Raw genomic sequence first — 15,427 nt, 5'->3', positions numbered from 1 at the left:
ATCAGCGGTGCCGGGCTCACGTCAGGGGCCCTTCGGATGATCACCCACTGGCTGGAACGACAGGATTCAACGGATTCCCGCCAACAGCTCCTGACGGAACCTCTGCGCACCGCGGCCCCGATGTCCCCGATCAGGGGCGTGGCGGGAATCCGCCTGAGGTGGCCGCCATGCACTCCGTGACGATCCTGGTTCTCGACGGGGTGGTGCCGTTCGACATGGCGGCGCCCCTGCAGGTCTTCGACTGCGCGCGGCTGCCCGACGGCCGGCCCGCCTACCGGGTCCGGCTGTGCGCCGAGCGGCCGGAGGTGGCCGCGGACGGCGGTTTCACCCTGCGCGTCGAGCGTGGACTCCAGGCGCTGGCGGACGCGGACACGGTCGTCGTCCCGGGCCGCGCCGAGGGAGCCCCGCCGCCCTCCCCCGCGGTGCTCGCCGCGCTGCGGCAGGCGGCCGCGGCGGGTGCCCGGATCGCCTCGGTGTGCGTGGGTGTCTTCGTGCTGGCGGAGGCCGGGCTGCTCGACGGCCTGCGGGCCACCACGCACTGGGTGGCCGCCGACCGGCTCGCGCGCGCCTATCCGCTGGTCGACGTCGAGCCGGACGTGCTCTACGTCGACAACGGCCGCATCCTCACCTCGGCCGGCGCCGCCGCCGCGCTGGACATGTGCCTGCACATGATCCGCCGGGACCTCGGCTCGGCCGTGGCGGCGAACGCGGCCCGGATGTCGGTGATGCCCCTGGAGAGGGAAGGCGGCCAGGCCCAGTTCATCGTGCACGAGCACCCGCCCGTGCCCCGCGGGTCGCATCTGGAGCCGCTGCTGGAGTGGATCGAGGACAACCTGGCGCACGAGGTCACGCTCGGCGCGATGGCGGCACGCGCCGGCATGAGCGAGCGCACCTTCAGCCGCCGGTTCCGCGAGCAGACGGGCACCACACCGCTGCAGTGGCTGCTGCGGGCCCGGGTGCGGCGCGCCCAGTACCTGCTGGAGAACAGCGACCACACGGTCGAACGGATCGGACGGCAGGCCGGATTCGGATCGCCCACGGCGTTCCGCGAACGGTTCCGCAAGGTGGTGGGCACCACGCCGCACGCCTACCGCTCGTCGTTCACCGGGCGGCGTCCCGCCCCCGCGGACGGCTCGTAGCGTCGCGCGGGAGCGGAAGCGCTCCAGTGGTCAGACGGCCAGGGACAGGTCGTTCTCGCCGTCGGCCTCCGCGGCGCGTCCGGGCGCGGGCGGGGTCAGGCCGAGCAGGGCGTCCGCCCGCGCTATGGCGTCGTGGACGGCGGACGTCCCCATCATCACGCAGAGCGTGTAGCTGACGTCCTCCAGTTCGCGCGCCGCCACCGGCGAATGCCTCTCCGCCTGGGCGATCTGCAGCGTCGCGTACTGCGTCAGGAGCCGCCTGACGACCTTCGGATCCGGTACGAGCACGAAGCACCCCTCTCTGGTCATCGCTGCGTATGCCCGGACCGGACGGAAGCACGCCCCCCCATGTGTTCAAGTGGCCGCAATTGACCGAAAACCGTCGCACCCCGGCCGGCCCGTCAGGCCACCCGACCGCGGTGCAGCGCCGCGTACGCCCCGCCACGGCGCAGCAGTTCCTCGTGCGTGCCGATCTCCTGGATGCGGCCGTCCGCCATCACGATGATCGGGGAACGGGCCTCGTCCGGGCCGCCATCGGTCGACATGGGCACGGCGCCCAGGCCGGCGGCGCCGGCCTCCGCCTCACCGACAGGGCGGGTGTGCATGGGGGCGGGACCTCTTCCGGCTGACGTCGCGACGAAGGGGGAAAGCGCGCGTACCGGCCTGACCGCGGGACGGGCGGAAATCCAAGAGGAGAACGCGAACGCATTCAGCGGGTGGGCCGCTGAATCAGGGGCCCACCCCGGGACGGCGCCGCAGCGTTCGGTGCTCGGCGCCGCGCGGTCACGGGGACCTGCCGCCGACGGCTCGGGCTGTTGACATGCCGTTCCGACGCGGATCATCGTCTCCCGGAAGGCGTCGGCGGAGCGCCACGGTGACACGGTCCGGCGGACGCCGGCCCACGGAGAGGCGGCGGCATGCGGATCGGACTGCTCGGCACCGGCCCCTGGGCGCGGGTGGCCCACGCCCCCGCGCTGAGCGGGCACCGGGACCTGGACTTCGCCGGTGTGTGGGGCCGCCGGCCGGACGCCGCCAGGGATCTGGCCGATCTGCACGGAACACGGGCCTACGCCGACATCGACGCGCTGCTCGCCGCCGTGGACGCGGTCGCCGTCGCACTGCCGCCCGCCGTGCAGGCGGAGCTGGCCGTGCGCGCGGCGCGAGCGGGATGCCATCTGCTGCTCGACAAACCGCTCGCACCGACGGTCGCCCAGGGGCAGGCGGTGGTCGACGCGGCCGACGCGGCCGGAGTCGCCTCGGTGGTCTTCTTCACCACGCGTTTCCAGTCCGGGCCGGAGGCCTGGATCGGCGAACAGGCCCGGGTGGGCGGCTGGTTCACCGGACGGGCCCACTGGCTCGGAGCAGTGTTCACCGCCGCGGACAATCCCTTCGCCTCCTCACCCTGGCGACGCGAGAAGGGTGCCCTGTGGGACGTCGGTCCGCACGCCCTGTCCGTGCTGCTCCCGCTGCTCGGTGAAGCGCGGCGGGTGGCGGCGGTGGCGTACGGCCCCGGCGACACCGTCCATCTCGTCCTCGACCACGTCGGTGGCGCGTCGAGCAGTGTCACCCTGAGCCTGACCGCCCCGCCCGCCGCGGCCGGCTCCATGGTCGAACTGCGCGGTGAGGCGGGGGTCACATGCCTGCCGCAGGCCTCGGAGGGAGCCGTCCCCGCCCTCATCCGCGCCCTGGACGCCCTCCTGACCGCGGCGGGCACCGGCACCCCGCACTCCTGTGACGCGGCGTTCGCCCTCCGCGTCACGCGGGTCCTGGCCACGGCCGAGACGCTGCTGCACGGCGGGACGCGCTGAACGGCCCTCACCGGCGTCCCCACCGGCTGCGCACCGGAGCGGCCCCGGGCACGGGCCGCGGCCACCGCGGCCCGGCCGGCTCGAGTGCCCCTCGAAGGCCCGCCTCGGACAACGGCCCCGAGGGCTTCGCCGACTACGCGATCGGCCTGTCCGGCGGAGGTTGCCCGCGGCCGGCCCTCACACCGTTCCAGTGAGCCGCGGGGCAGGTTTCCCCCGGGCGCGGGAAGGTACCCCGGCATCCAGGAGGCGGCCCTTCACCGCGGCGCCGCGAGCGTTCCGGATGCACGGCGGGCTCCCGCGTTGAATGGTGAGTATCGGACCCGATGACAGCACCGGGGCCGCAACAGCGATCCGGACCCGAGGAGCCAGAAGATGTCGACGTCCCAGCCCGACGCGTCCCGGCAGCCCGAGGACCGTGCCACCCCGGACAGCCTGCTCCACGCCCGCACCGGCACCGATGTGTCGCCGGAGGACCTGGTCCTTGCCTCCGGCAAGGACATCACCCCGCAGAACCTCGAGTGGGCCAGGCGGAAGCTGGCCGAGGAGGGGCCCGCCGCCCTGGACAAGATCCTGCCCTGACTGCCCTGTTCCCTGCTCCCGGCAGGACGGCGCCGCCGGTGCCGCGCGAGCGGACCGGCGGCGCCGTATGCCGCGCGCCGGGTCAGGTTCTGTCCCGCTCCTCCGGGAGCGCCGTCTCGTCCTCGACGACGTGCATCGCGGCCTCCTCCGCGCCGGCGGCCCCACCGTCGATGCCCACGTCGTCGGCGACGCTCTCCTTGGTGGTGTCCGCGTGGGCGCCCTCGTCGGGGGCGACCAGGCGTCCGGCACGGGCACCGCCCGCCTCCGGGTCGACCGGCTCGCCCTCGCCGCCGGGCAGGTCGCCCACCTCGTCCCCCGCGGGCGCGGGCTCCTCGGGCACCTCCTGGGCCAGCCGCTCGTCGAGCGTCTCCCCGTCGTGCTGCTCGGCGGCCGTGGTGCCGTGCTTGGTGACGCCGAGCGGCTTCTCCGGGGGCGAGTAGCCCTCGTCGAGGGTGTCGTCGTAGGTCCGTTCGTCGAGGGCGTCCTGCATGTCGAGCGGCGCGGCGTCCTCCTGCTCCTCGTTGCTCCCGGTGGGCTGGTAGGCGTCGTCGGCCATCGGTTCGGAGCCCATGGCGTCCTCCCTGTCGCGCTGCGTCGGCTCATGTCCTCTGTGGTGTCCGGTCCGCGTTTCCCGTCACGCGATCTCTAATCCCGCCCCCGGACGACAGGGGCACGGCCTCAGGGCCGCGTGCGGGCCGGCCGGAACCGTCACCGCTCGACGACGGCCGGACAAGGAGCCGGACTCCGGCTCGGGGAGCCACCGTCAGCCCGGCGCGTCCCGCCCGGGTGGTGGGGCGACGCGGACCTCGAGGTCACCGATCCGGTGGGCGGGCCAGGACCGGGAGTAGCCGGGCGCGGTGCCGCCGGGGCCGGTGAGCGCGGCGACCGGCACACGTGCGGCCGTGCGCAGGATCGCCGCGACTGTGGTGTTCTCGTTGTTGCCGGAGGTCGCCCCGGAGGAGCAGCCCGCGTAGTAGCCGATGGGGATGGCCTCGTGGCCGGTGATCAGACAGGGCGGGCGGACGCCGAGCCGGTGCAGTGCGTCCGCCGTGCGGGCCCAGTCGCGGCGGCTGTCGAGGTTGCGGTCCACGGTGTGCACGAGGACGGTCAGCTGCACGGTGAGGTGGCCCGCCACCGCGAGCGCGACCAGGGCCCTGGCGGCCCGCAGCCATGCTCCGCGCGGTGCCGTGACCAGGTGCCACAGCGCGTCGGCCACCGGGATCGCGAGCAGGGCGTAGGCGGGCTGGAGGAAGCGGGGTGCCGCGTACTCGATCATGAACAGGTACGGGACCGCGGCGGTGACGGCGCAGGCCAGCGGGGTCAGGGTGCGCTCGGTGCGGCGGGCCCGCACGGCGACGGCCAGGCCGAGGACGGCGAGCAGGGGCAGGACGAACCACCAGAGGGTGATCACGGGGTGGGGCATCGACCCGGTGCACGGGCGGCACAAAGCGCGCCCGCCCAGGCTGCGCAGCTGGTCGTCGAGGGCGATGTGCCAGCCGAGGCCGCCCTGGATGCGGGACGCCTCGGCCAGCCGCTCCCCGAGGCCCCCGAAGGCGGTGTACGCCTCGACCACCCACGGGACCCCACCCGCCGCGAGGCCCCCGGTGAGGGCGAGCAGTGACCGTCTGTGCCGGCCCGCGAGGGCGTGGGCGAGGAGCGGGAGGGCCACCCAGACGGCGTCGGTGGGCCGCATCCAGGCCATGAGCGCCGCCCCGCCCACGACGGTCCACAGCGCGCCGCGCGACGAGGGGTCCGCGCGGTGGCGCAGGAAACCGCCGACGGCGAACAGCGCGCCGACGGCGACCCAGTAGTTGGGCATGGCCTGGGGACCGTAGAAGAGGGTCACCCACAGGAAGGCGAAGAAGGCTCCGGCGGTGACCAGGACCCGGGTCGGGAACAGGCCGCGCCAGGCGCGCAGGCCCAGGTGGAGGGCGAGGCCGGAGAGGACGGCGAGATGGACGCGCAGCAGGACGGTGGACTCGGACCAGGACGCGACGGGCGCCACCAGCAGGGAGACGCCCCGGGAACGCGGAGCGCTGAAGAAGGCGGCCGGATGGTGGGAGGTGACCTGGCTGGTGTAGACGATCTCGTCCCAGCCGAGGCCAAGCACGGGCCTCACGAGGGCGAGTTGGGTGAGGGTGAAGACGGCGGCGAGCACCGCGGACGGCCTGGGGTCGTACGGGTGACGGGAGGCGACCGGACCTGACCGCTGCTCGCGTCGTCGTGTCGCGGCCAGCAGGGCACCGGCGCCGTCGGTCATCGTCCGTCCTTCGTTCTCGCGCGTCACGGGTGCCGGGTTCCACGGGCCGTGGCACCCGGGGGGGCCGGGACGGCGGAGACCGGGCGTCCGAAGATCACGGACAACCTAACCCGCGCGGAACGGGCACGCAGGGTGATATACAGCCAACCGTCGCATCCGGCCCGGGAGCCCCCGCCTGCTCACGCATCGCCCCCGAGCTCGGCCAGGTCCGTCACGACCCGGTCGGCGCCGTGCGCGTACAGGGCGTCGGCCTGGCCCACCCGGTCCACGCCGACGACGTATCCGAAGTGTCCGGCGCGGCCCGCGTCCATGCCGGCGAGCGCGTCCTCGAACACGGCGGCGCGGGGCGGTTCCACGCCGAGGTCGTGGGCGGCGGCGAGGAAGGTGTCGGGCCTCGGCTTCCCCGGCAGGCCCCGCTCGGCGGCGACCACCCCGTCGATCCGGACGTCGAAGAGGTCCTCGGCGCCGATGGACCGCAGCACGTCGCGGCAGTTGGCGCTGGAGGAGACGATCGCGGTGCGCAGTCCCCGGGCACGGACCGCTGCGAGGTAGCGCAGCGTGCCCTCGTAGGGCGCCACGCCGTCGGTGCGGATCCTCGCCAGCAGCCGTTCGTTCTTGCGATTGCCCAGGCCGTGCACGGTGCGGACGTCGGCCGGGTCGCCGGGTCCGCCCTCGGGCAGGGCGATGCCGCGGGAGGCGAGGAAGGTGCGTACGCCGTCGGCACGCGGGAGGCCGTCGACGTACTCGTCGTAGTCCGCGTCGGTGAACGGGCGGAAGGCGTCGCCGTCCCGCTCACGGAGAAAGGCGTCGAACGTCTCCTTCCAGGCGGCCGCGTGGACGACGGCCGTCCTGGTGACGACGCCGTCGAGGTCGAAGAGGCAGGCGAGGATGTCGTCGGGCAGACCCAGATCCGTCATACAGGACACCGTTCCCCGTACGGCGCCGGACAGTGGGGCGACGGGCCGCACACCGGCGGGGAACCGGCCGCCCGGGCCCGGGTGGCACACTCTCCCGTGTGGCGCTGACTTTCGACGACCTCCTCCTGCGTGCCCGCTCGCTCCCGCGGGACGGCCGCCGCGCGATCCTCGGCATCGCCGGAAGCCCGGGAGCGGGCAAGTCCACGCTCGCCGCACACGTGGTGCGGGAGCTGAACGGCGGCGGAAAGCCGTGGGTCGCGCACGTGCCCATGGACGGCTTCCATCTCGCCGACGCCGAGCTCGGCCGGCTCGGGCGCCGGGACCGCAAGGGCGCCCCTGACACCTTCGACGCGGCCGGGTACGCGGCACTGCTCCGGCGGCTGCGCGAGGAGCCGTACGGCGATGTCGTGTACGCCCCCGGCTTCGAGCGGGTGCTGGAACAGCCGCTGGCGGGAGCGGTCCCGGTGCCGCCGGACGCCCGGCTGGTGGTGACGGAGGGCAACTACCTGCTGCTGGACACCGGGGCCTGGGCGCGGGTCCGGCCGCAGCTCGACGAGGTGTGGTTCTGCGACCTGGACGAGCCGGAGCGGCTGCGCCGCCTGATCGCCCGGCACGAGGAGTTCGGCAAGAGCCACGAGGAGGCGGTGGCCTGGGTCGAGCGCTCGGACCGGCGCAACGCCGGGCTGATCGCCCCGACCCGGGAGCGGGCCGATCTGGTGGTGCCGGCATCCGCGCTGCCGGACGCGTCCCGGCCGTCGGAACGGACTGGACGCGGTGCGGCCGGCTGACGCAGGCTCTCCTCCATGATCAGAGCAGCCACTGTCGACGACGTCCCCGAGATCCGTTCGATGATCAAGGAACTCGCCACGTACGAACGGGCCCCGGAGCAGGCCCGCGCCACCGATGAGCAGCTCCGTGCGGCCCTGTTCGGTGAGCACCCCGCCGCTTCCGTGCTGATCGCCGAGGACGACGGAACGGGCGACGTCGCGGGGTTCGCCCTGTGGTTCCCGCGCTTCTCCACCTGGACAGGGACCCGCGGGATGCATCTCGAGGACCTCTACGTGCGCCCGCACACCCGGGGTGCCGGACACGGCAAGCAGCTGCTGGCCACGCTCGCGCGGATCTGCCGGGAGAACGGCTTCGAGCGCTTCGAGTGGGTGGTGCTGGACTGGAACGAGCCGGCGATCGCGTTCTACAAGTCGCTCGGCGCCGAACTCCTGGACGAGTGGACGGTGTGCCGGCTGACCGGTGACGCGCTCGAGGAGCTCGCCGCGCGGGCACCGGCGGACGGGAGCCGGGCGTTGTGACACGCCGGGCGGGTGCGCGGGTGCGAGAGTAGGGGCCCATGAGGGGTCTGGTGGCGGCGCGCGCACGGAAGCCGGTTCCCGGCGACGGTGAGGGAGGCACCGCCCCGAGGGGCACCGGCCGGCGGTGGCCGGTGACCGTCGTGATGGTGCTGCTCCTCGGGCAGATGGCCGTGGCGATGGTGACCGCCGCCGTGCGGCAGACGCCGACGATCGACGAGCCGGTGTACGTGGGCACCGCCGCCGTCTATCTGCGGGAGCACAGCCTGCGGTTCAATCCCGAGCATCCCCCGCTCGGGAAGCTGGTGATCGCCACCGGGGTGGCGGTCGCCGACCCACGCCTCGACGCGGGGTTCGACGGCAGCCAGGGCGAGTTGGGGCGGCGGCTGCTGTACGAGTCGGGCAACGACCCGTGGCGGGTCATGTTCTGGGCGCGTCTGCCCGTGATCGTCCTGACGCTGCTGTTCGGGCTCGTCGTCTTCGCCTTCGCCCGGGAACTGGCAGGCCCGGCGGGCGCGTCGGTGGCGCTCGCCCTGTACTGCCTCTCCCCCGACGTGATCGCGCACGGCTCACTGGCCACGCTCGACGTGCCGGCCGCCGGGTCCGTGCTGACCTCCGTGTGGCTGCTGTGGCGGGCGCGCCTGCGGCCGCACCTCCCTCTGCCGCTCGCCGGCGCGGCGTTCGGGGCGGCACTGGCGACCAGGATGAGCGTGCTGCCCGCGCTGCCGGTGCTGGTCGTGACGGCAGCCGTGTCGGTGTGGGCCGCGTCCACGGGTGACCGGCGGCGCCGGCTGGTGCGGGCTGCCACGGGCGCCGCCGTCTTCGCGCTGGTCGCTGTCGCCGTGGTCTGGGCCGCCTACCTGGCCGTCGATCCCCGGCTGCGCTGGGACCCGGAGCAGCGGGTGCCCGTGGTACGGGGGCTGCGGGGGCTGTTCGTGGAGCTGATGCCGTTCCCCGAGCCGTACCGGGACGGCATGCGCGTCCAGTTCGGTTTCGAGTACCGGCCGTGGCAGGGCTTCCTGTTCGGGCGGGTGTACACCGGCTCGCTCTGGTACTACCTGCCCGCCGCGCTGCTGGTGAAGACTCCGCTCGGCATGCTCGCGCTCTGGGCCGCGGGCGCCGCCTCGGTGCTGACGGTGCGCCGGCTGCGCCCCGCGGCGGCCCTTCTGCTCCCGGTGCCGGCGATCCTGCTGGCCGCCGCCATGTACGGATCACGGGACTTCGGCACCCGGTACGCCGTGTTCCTGCCGATGTTCCTGGCGGTGGCGGCGGGCTGCGTGCTCACGCTGCGGTGGCGGTGGGCGCCTCCCGCGGCGGCGCTGCTCGTCGCGCTCGTCGCGGTGAGTTCTCTGCGGACGTACCCCTACTGTCTGCCGTACTCCAACGAGGCGTTCGGCGGTCCGTCGAAGACCCGGCTGCGGCTGCACGACTCCAATGTGGACTGGGGCCAGGATCTCGGCCGGCTGGCCGACCGGCTGCGCGGGCGGTACCGGGGCGAGCGTGTCTGGCTCGTCTACAAGGGCAGCGGGGTCCCCTCGTACTACGGCATCGACGCGGCCGATCCGCGCCGGGTGCCGCCCGACGAGGTGCGCGGGGTGCTGGTGGTGTCGGACTCCGCGGCGGCCAAGGCCACAGGCCGGCTGGCCGAACTGCTCCGGAGCAGCCGCCCGGTCGACGACGTCGGTCACTCGATCACGGTCTACCGGCGTTGAACGCGGGCCGCGTTCATGTCCGCCCCGCGGCTCCCACCCGCAGGAACGCGTCCGCGCTCACGTGCGGCATCACGCTGCTCGCCACGCGATAACGCCCGTTGGGCACCTCGGCGGCGGACCGGCGTACGTGCACGGCGAGCGGGCCCGCCCATTCGTAGCCGTGACGCGCGGCGTGCCGGGCCAGCCGGTCGGTGAGAACCTGCCCCACCCGCCCGCCCCTGCGCGTCAGTTCCTCGTGGACGGGGCCGGCCAGTTCCACGTCGTAGGCGTTGGGGACCATCACCCGGCCCGCCCGGCACACCACGGCGTTGCTGTCGCACTCGCGCCGCAGGGCATCGACGAGTTCGACCGGGTCCCGGCCGAACATCCGCGCCCACAGCGCCTCCCATCGGTTCTCCAGTGTCTCTTCCAGCGCGCTCAAAGCGCCCATGGTCTCACCTGCCCAAATGTAGTCGCGTCGAGGACGGGAGGATTACCGGCGCTCGTCGTAGTCGTCGGGCCTGATCTCGGCCTCCTCCAGCGCCTCGCGCATCGTGCGGCCGGTGCCACCCTGCGCGCGCGTCTCGTTCTCCTCACGCCGCTCGACGGTGTCGTCGGTGTCCCGGGTCTTCGGCCGGTTCTCCTCGGGGACGGTCATGTCCGCTGGCTCCTCGGGTCTCGCGGGGGTTCCTCTGTTGCGCTGTGCCGTCGGGTTCCCTGAAGCGGCGTGGATATCCCCCGGGGGAAGCGGGCCGGTGCACTCGGGCGAGGAGCCTGGTCACCACGGTGCGTGGGCTATGTTGAACCCTCGTGGGAGACGAAGGAGGCGCACGGGTGCCATCGCCGCAGCAGGCACGCGCACAGGCGTCCGCGATCACCTCGGGGAAGGCGGGCCCGGACGCGGAGATGTCCCCGACGGCCCAGCTCCGCGCGCTGTTCGACCGGCCCCGGCTCTCCCCCGGCCAGCGGCGCATCGCCCAGTACCTGATCGAGCACATCGCCGAGGCGGCGTTCCTGTCGATCACGGACCTCGCGGACCGGGTCGGGGTGAGCCAGCCCTCGGTGACGCGGTTCGCCTCGGCGGTCGGCTTCAGCGGCTACCCCGCGCTGCGGGAGAAGCTCCAGTCGATCACCCTCGGCACCCGCGCGGGCGGTCCCGCGGAGGAGATCAGGGCCAACGAGCTCCAGGCGGCGGTCGACGCCGAGATCGGGAACCTCGAGAACCTGCGGCGGGACCTCGCCGACGCCGACCGGGTCATCGAGGTGGGCCGCCGGCTGTCCGCCTCCACGCCGCTCACCGTCCTCGGGCTGCGCATCTCCGTCTCCCTGGCCGAGTACTTCGCCTACGCCGCCCGACGTATCCACCCCGACGTACGGCTCGTGACGCGGGGCGGCAGCGTCGCCTACGACGCGCTGCTGCAGTCGCGGGAAGCGGGCGGCACCTGGGTGCTGGCGTTCTCCATGCCGCGGCATGCCCAGGAGACCCTGACGGCGGTGCGGGTCGCGCGCAGCGCCGGGCTGAAGGTCGCGCTGATCACCGATCTGGCGCTGGGTCCGCTCGTGGACGAGGCCGACGTCTCCTTCGCCATCGGCACCGGGTCGCGGCTGGTCTTCGACTCCTACGCCGCTCCTGGCGTGATGTGTGCGGCGCTGCTGCAGGCCATGACGGACGCGGATCCGGAGCGGACGCAGGCCCGGCTCGACGAGTACGAGCACGTGGCGGACGAGCACCAGTTCTTCCTCAGGGACTGACACCTCCCCACCGCGCCTTCCGCGACACCCCCGCATCAAAGCGCGCATGAATGTTTTCATACGTCTTGCAAACCAGATGGCATATATAAATACTGCTCACGGATCGCGGCCCGGCAGCCCCGGAACCGCGGTCCAGCACCCTTCTCGTCCCCACCCGCTCCGCCCGGAAAGCCGACGGTCCGCCCATGCGCAGCCAGCACCACTCGCCGCGGATGACGCCGGAACCGCCCGGGCGCCTGCGCGGACACCCTGAGCCGCCGGTTCCTACCCGCTCCGGCGGCCAGGGTGTTCGGCCGGGCTTCCCCTGCCCGGCCGCATGTGGCGGCCCCGGTCATCCCCTAGACCGGGGCCGCCCCACCCCGTCGTCCACGCGGGCGACGCCGTACACCCGGAAGCGATGATCATGCCCCTGACGTCCACGCGCCTCAGTCCCGACTGGCCCTGCCAGGTCAAGACTCCCGGCAGCTACGACTGGGAACGCTCGGCGGCCAAGTGGCTGCGTGAGCTGGTGCCTGCGCGCTACGCGAGCTACCCGGCGTTCATCCGGAACCCCGTCCTGCTGGCCCGGCACGCACAGATCCAGGTCGAGCACGAGATCCGGATCGCCCGCACCGCCCTGCAGACCGCCCGGGCGGACCTGCCCGGGCTGGGAGTGCCCGAGGGCGTCATCGAGCACACCATCAAGCTCTACGCGGCCGAGGTCATGCAGCTGCAGCACATCGCCCGCAGCGTACGGGCGGTCACCCGGGCCCTGACCGGCACCGGCCGCTGACCGCCCGGGCCGCGGCGGCACCCGACGTCCCGGCCGTCCCGGGAATCCGGGGGAACAAGCCGGTCAACGAACCGGGTGGGTTGTGCGATGCTCATCGCGTGAAGAGCGAGCCCGTTGCGCCGGTGGACCCCGGAGCCGCGCCGGACCTGGTGGAACTGACCAGGGTCGTCGCCCAGCAGCGCGCCGAGATGGACCGGCTTCGCGAGCGGGCCGCGACGTCCGCCGTCGTGGAGCGGGCCAGGGGCGTCGTGATCGCGCTGACCGGTGGCTCCGCGGACGCCGCGGGCGAGATCCTGCTCCAGCGGGCGAAGGCGGCCCGTCGCACCCTGCTCGAGGAGTGCTGGATCACCCTCGGGGAACTGGCACCGGCCCGTTCCGGCGACGGCACGTCCCCGGAACGCTCCACCGAGGACGGGAACGGCACGATGGAGGGCCTGCCCGTGGCCGACCCGCCGACGGCTCCCTCCACCCCCGACGACGTCGCCGACGCGCTGAGCCGCCTGAGCCGGGCCCTCGTACACGCCGAGACCCACCAGGACCTGGCCCGCTGCCTTCTGGCACATCTCGGGAAGGACCTGGACGCGGACTCGGTCATGATCTACGCCCGCCGGACCGGAGGCTGCCTCGACCTGCTCGGGCACGCCGGTGTCGACGAACGGCTCGCCGCCCAGTGGCGCCGGGTGCCCCCGTTCAGCGGGGTCGCCGTGCGGGACGCCCTGCAGGCCGGCGAACCCCGCTGGCTGGAGGACTTCGCCACGGACAGCACGCGGTACCTGCTGATCGGAGAGCCGCCCGAGCGGTGGCTGTCCCGGGCCTGGCTGCCGCTGCCCGCCGGGGACGGCTCCCGCGTCTGCATCGGTGTGCTGCGCGGGCGCCCCGGCCCCTTCACCCCGCGCGACCGCGCCCATCTCCTGGGGGCCGTCCGGCTGTGCTCCGGACGGCTGCGCGCCTTCACCTCCCCCTCGGAGCAGGCGTCCGACGCGCCCCCGGACGCCGTCCAGGCGCTCTTCGCGGCACTGCCGGTGCCCGCGATGCTGCTGAGCCCGCTGCGCGGCCCCTCCGGCGACACCGAGGACTTCCGGGTCGACGCCGCGACGGCGCGGGTGGCCGACCTGCTGGGCGGCACCGGCGGCGACCCGGCCGGGCGGCGGCTGCTGGAGGTCTGGCCCGGTCTGCCGGACACGCCGGTGTGGCAGGGCTGCCTGGACACCCTGGCCGGCGGGGAGACGTACGAGAGCGAGCCGTTCGCACACCAGGAACTGGTGGACGGCACCGCGGAGCTCACCACGCACTCCGTGCGCGTGACGCGGCTGGAGGACGCGCTGGTCGTCACCTGGGTCCGGCACGCCTCCTCCGACCGCCAGGAGCAACGGCTCGCCGAACTGCAGCGGCTGGGCAGTCTGGGCTGGGCGAACTGGAACCTCACCACGGGTGAGTCGTCCTGGTCGTCGCAGGTCTTCGGCATCCTCGGCCGGGACCCCGTGGACGGCCCGGTCCCGCTGGCCGACTTCCCCCGGCTCGCCATGGCCGGCGACCGGTCCGCGCTGCGCCGCGCCGTCGCGGCCCTGGCCCGCGAGGGCCGGCCGTTCGACGTCGCGTTCCGGATCCGCGGCTCACACGGCGTCCGGCACCTGCGGCTCGTCGCCGAGGTGGTGGCCGACGCACACGGCACGCCCGTCGAGGCGCACGGCATCGTCCAGGACCTGACCGCCCGGCGGCGGGCCGAGCTCGCCCTGGTGGAGAGCGAGCGGGCGATCCTCACCCAGCACGACGTCCTGCAGTCCGAGCGGACCCTGGTCGCCCGGTTGCAGAACGCCCTGCTGCCCCTGCCGGAGCGGGAGGTGAACCTGGCCGGGCTGCGCGTCGAGGTCGCCTACCTCCCCGCCCAGGCGGGCATCCACGTCGGGGGCGACTGGTTCAGCGCCATCGAACTGCCCGACGGCGACGCCCTGTTCGTGGTCGGCGATGTCGCAGGGCACGGGGTGGACGCGGTCGCCACCATGGCCCAGCTCCGCTTCACCACCAAGGGCATGGTCATCACCGGCTCCTCGATGACCGGCGCGCTCGCCCGGCTCAACACGCTGCTGCTGCACTCCCGGGACAGCCACGGCACCGCGACCATGGTCCTGGCCCGCTACCGGCCCGGGGACCGGCGGCTGCTCTGGGCCCAGGCGGGACACACCCCGCCTCTGCTGGTGCGCGGCGGCGAGGTCACCTACATGCGCCGTCCTCCCGGCATGCTGCTCGGCGCGACCGCCACGCCGCACTTCGAGGAGGCCGAGTGCCGGCTCGAACCGGGCGACCGGGTGCTCCTGTACACGGACGGCCTGGTGGAACGGCCCCCGGAGAACATCGACCTCGGCCTGCGGCGGCTGGCCGAGGCCGTCGCCGCCCACCCGGGCGAGGGGCCCGGGTCCCTGGGCACGCTGCTGGACAGCATGCTGGAGGACGAGCGCCGCGACGACGTGTGCGTGCTGGACATCCGTGTGCCCGAGGAGCGGTAGCCGCCGTCCGGGATCAGGTGGCCGGGCCACCCGTGCGGGACTCCAGCGCCAGCCGGGTGTCGTCGCCGTACACACCGGTCTCGTCGCCCCTGACTCCGTACCGGAGCTGGAAGCGGGCGACGGCGGCCGACAGGGTGGCGTCGTAGCCGCCGTCGGTGGTTCCGGCCCGGTAGACGTCCGGGACGCGCAGCAGCCGCTCCTGGAGTTCGGTCACCTCGGGTCCCGCGTCGCCCTCGCGCAGGAATGCCCGGCCCGCGGAAGGGGGCGGAGCCGGAGGCGCGGTGGCGGACGGCCCGGGGGCGGGCGCCGCGTGGCGGCCGGAGTTCCGTTCCGAGAGCAGGAGGGCGCCGCCGAAACCGGTCAGCGCGGCGGCGGCCACGGCGAGTGCCGACGCGGTGCGGCGCGTCCCGGAGCGACTCCGGGTGGCCGGCGGCCGGCAAGCGGGAACGGGCGGCAGTTCCTGTGTCCGGTCCTGGGAACCGGCCGGCGGCCGGGGCGGCGGCACCGGCTCGTCACCGCCCTGCCGTTCCCGCTCGAACTCCCTGAACAGCTCGGCGAGCGCGTCGGTGCGGCGCGGACGCAGGACGCGGACGGGTTCGAGGGGCGGTCCGCCGTGCGGCCGCCCGGCCCCGGGCGGTGTCGTCGCGTCACTCTCCTTCCGTCCCGTGCGGGCGGTCGAACCGCCTGTGTCACGAGATACG

16 protein-coding genes and 1 pseudogene are annotated in these 15,427 nt (G+C 74.1%); 9 read left to right on the top strand and 8 right to left on the bottom strand.

Translation table 11 applies throughout. The annotated features are described in order from the left end of the window. Positions 1-167: 167 nt before the first annotated feature. A complete protein-coding gene (locus tag BU52_RS04445) occupies positions 168-1,139 on the top strand; it encodes a GlxA family transcriptional regulator (RefSeq protein WP_037928877.1) in 972 nt (323 codons plus the stop codon). A gap of 30 nt (positions 1,140-1,169) precedes the next feature. On the opposite strand, the gene BU52_RS04440 is transcribed toward BU52_RS04445, so the two are convergent. Both BU52_RS04440 and BU52_RS33235 read right to left on the bottom strand, forming a co-directional pair. Further along, positions 1,170-1,427: a DUF5133 domain-containing protein gene (locus tag BU52_RS04440; RefSeq protein ID WP_037928382.1), complete on the bottom strand. Its 258-nt coding sequence runs from the start codon at positions 1,425-1,427 to the stop codon at positions 1,170-1,172. 113 nt (positions 1,428-1,540) lie between these two features. Then, a pseudogene (locus tag BU52_RS33235) lies at positions 1,541-1,645 on the bottom strand (ABC transporter ATP-binding protein); the annotation flags it as partial. A 411-nt stretch (positions 1,646-2,056) separates the two neighbouring features. On the opposite strand from BU52_RS33235, the gene BU52_RS04430 reads away from it, so the two are divergent. Then, the gene (locus BU52_RS04430) at positions 2,057-2,947 is read left to right on the top strand and encodes a Gfo/Idh/MocA family protein (protein ID WP_037928374.1); all 891 of its coding nucleotides are present in this window, start codon (positions 2,057-2,059) and stop codon (positions 2,945-2,947) included. Between the two features lie 372 nt (positions 2,948-3,319). After that, entirely contained in the window at positions 3,320-3,526 is a 207-nt protein-coding gene (locus BU52_RS04425; protein ID WP_037928371.1) for a hypothetical protein, read from the top strand. Between the two features lie 82 nt (positions 3,527-3,608). On the opposite strand, the gene BU52_RS04420 is transcribed toward BU52_RS04425, so the two are convergent. From BU52_RS04420 to BU52_RS04410, 3 genes are all read right to left on the bottom strand, one after another. After that, positions 3,609-4,097, bottom strand: coding sequence for a DUF5709 domain-containing protein (locus tag BU52_RS04420; protein WP_037928368.1), 489 nt, complete (start codon positions 4,095-4,097; stop codon positions 3,609-3,611). 192 nt (positions 4,098-4,289) lie between these two features. Next, entirely contained in the window at positions 4,290-5,786 is a 1,497-nt protein-coding gene (locus BU52_RS04415) for a hypothetical protein (protein WP_037928366.1), read from the bottom strand. A 179-nt stretch (positions 5,787-5,965) separates the two neighbouring features. Beyond that, a complete protein-coding gene (locus BU52_RS04410; protein ID WP_037928363.1) occupies positions 5,966-6,703 on the bottom strand; it encodes an HAD family hydrolase in 738 nt (245 codons plus the stop codon). Between the two features lie 98 nt (positions 6,704-6,801). On the opposite strand from BU52_RS04410, the gene BU52_RS04405 reads away from it, so the two are divergent. The 3 genes from BU52_RS04405 (at position 6,802) to BU52_RS04395 (ending at position 9,719) form a co-directional block, all read left to right on the top strand. Continuing rightward, the gene (locus tag BU52_RS04405; protein ID WP_051857898.1) at positions 6,802-7,491 is read left to right on the top strand and encodes a nucleoside/nucleotide kinase family protein; all 690 of its coding nucleotides are present in this window, start codon (positions 6,802-6,804) and stop codon (positions 7,489-7,491) included. Positions 7,492-7,506: 15 nt separating this feature from the next. Beyond that, positions 7,507-8,010 carry a GNAT family N-acetyltransferase gene (locus BU52_RS04400; protein WP_037928360.1) on the top strand — a complete coding sequence of 168 codons (504 nt, stop codon included), beginning with the start codon at positions 7,507-7,509 and terminating at the stop codon, positions 8,008-8,010. Between the two features lie 143 nt (positions 8,011-8,153). Beyond that, complete coding sequence (locus BU52_RS04395) at positions 8,154-9,719, top strand: ArnT family glycosyltransferase (protein ID WP_037928868.1); 1,566 nt, start codon at positions 8,154-8,156, stop codon at positions 9,717-9,719. Positions 9,720-9,732: 13 nt separating this feature from the next. Here the strand turns inward: BU52_RS04395 and BU52_RS04390 are convergent, their stop codons facing one another. Together BU52_RS04390 and BU52_RS35520 are read right to left on the bottom strand one after the other, a co-directional pair. After that, positions 9,733-10,149 carry a DUF3662 domain-containing protein gene (locus tag BU52_RS04390; protein ID WP_037928358.1) on the bottom strand — a complete coding sequence of 139 codons (417 nt, stop codon included), beginning with the start codon at positions 10,147-10,149 and terminating at the stop codon, positions 9,733-9,735. A gap of 42 nt (positions 10,150-10,191) precedes the next feature. Next, a complete protein-coding gene (locus tag BU52_RS35520) occupies positions 10,192-10,356 on the bottom strand; it encodes a hypothetical protein (protein ID WP_167343493.1) in 165 nt (54 codons plus the stop codon). A gap of 176 nt (positions 10,357-10,532) precedes the next feature. Here BU52_RS35520 and BU52_RS04385 point away from each other — a divergent pair, with 176 nt between their 5' ends. The 3 genes from BU52_RS04385 (at position 10,533) to BU52_RS04375 (ending at position 14,726) form a co-directional block, all read left to right on the top strand. Further along, on the top strand, positions 10,533-11,450 hold the full coding sequence (locus BU52_RS04385) for a MurR/RpiR family transcriptional regulator (protein WP_037928355.1): 918 nt from the start codon (positions 10,533-10,535) through the stop codon (positions 11,448-11,450). 397 nt (positions 11,451-11,847) lie between these two features. Beyond that, the gene (locus BU52_RS04380) at positions 11,848-12,222 is read left to right on the top strand and encodes a hypothetical protein (protein WP_200881149.1); all 375 of its coding nucleotides are present in this window, start codon (positions 11,848-11,850) and stop codon (positions 12,220-12,222) included. A gap of 188 nt (positions 12,223-12,410) precedes the next feature. Beyond that, on the top strand, positions 12,411-14,726 hold the full coding sequence (locus BU52_RS04375; protein ID WP_051857936.1) for a PP2C family protein-serine/threonine phosphatase: 2,316 nt from the start codon (positions 12,411-12,413) through the stop codon (positions 14,724-14,726). 13 nt (positions 14,727-14,739) lie between these two features. Here BU52_RS04375 and BU52_RS33230 read toward each other — a convergent pair whose 3' ends face one another. After that, entirely contained in the window at positions 14,740-15,309 is a 570-nt protein-coding gene (locus BU52_RS33230) for a peptidoglycan-binding protein (RefSeq protein WP_235216259.1), read from the bottom strand. Between the last annotated feature and the right edge of the window lie 118 nt (positions 15,310-15,427).

It is taken from the genome of Streptomyces toyocaensis (genome assembly GCF_000725125.1).
Classification (GTDB): Bacteria; Actinomycetota; Actinomycetes; order Streptomycetales; family Streptomycetaceae; genus Streptomyces; species Streptomyces toyocaensis.
Note: the sequence above shows the minus strand (reverse complement) of the source record. Positions and strands in the feature narration are given on the sequence as shown.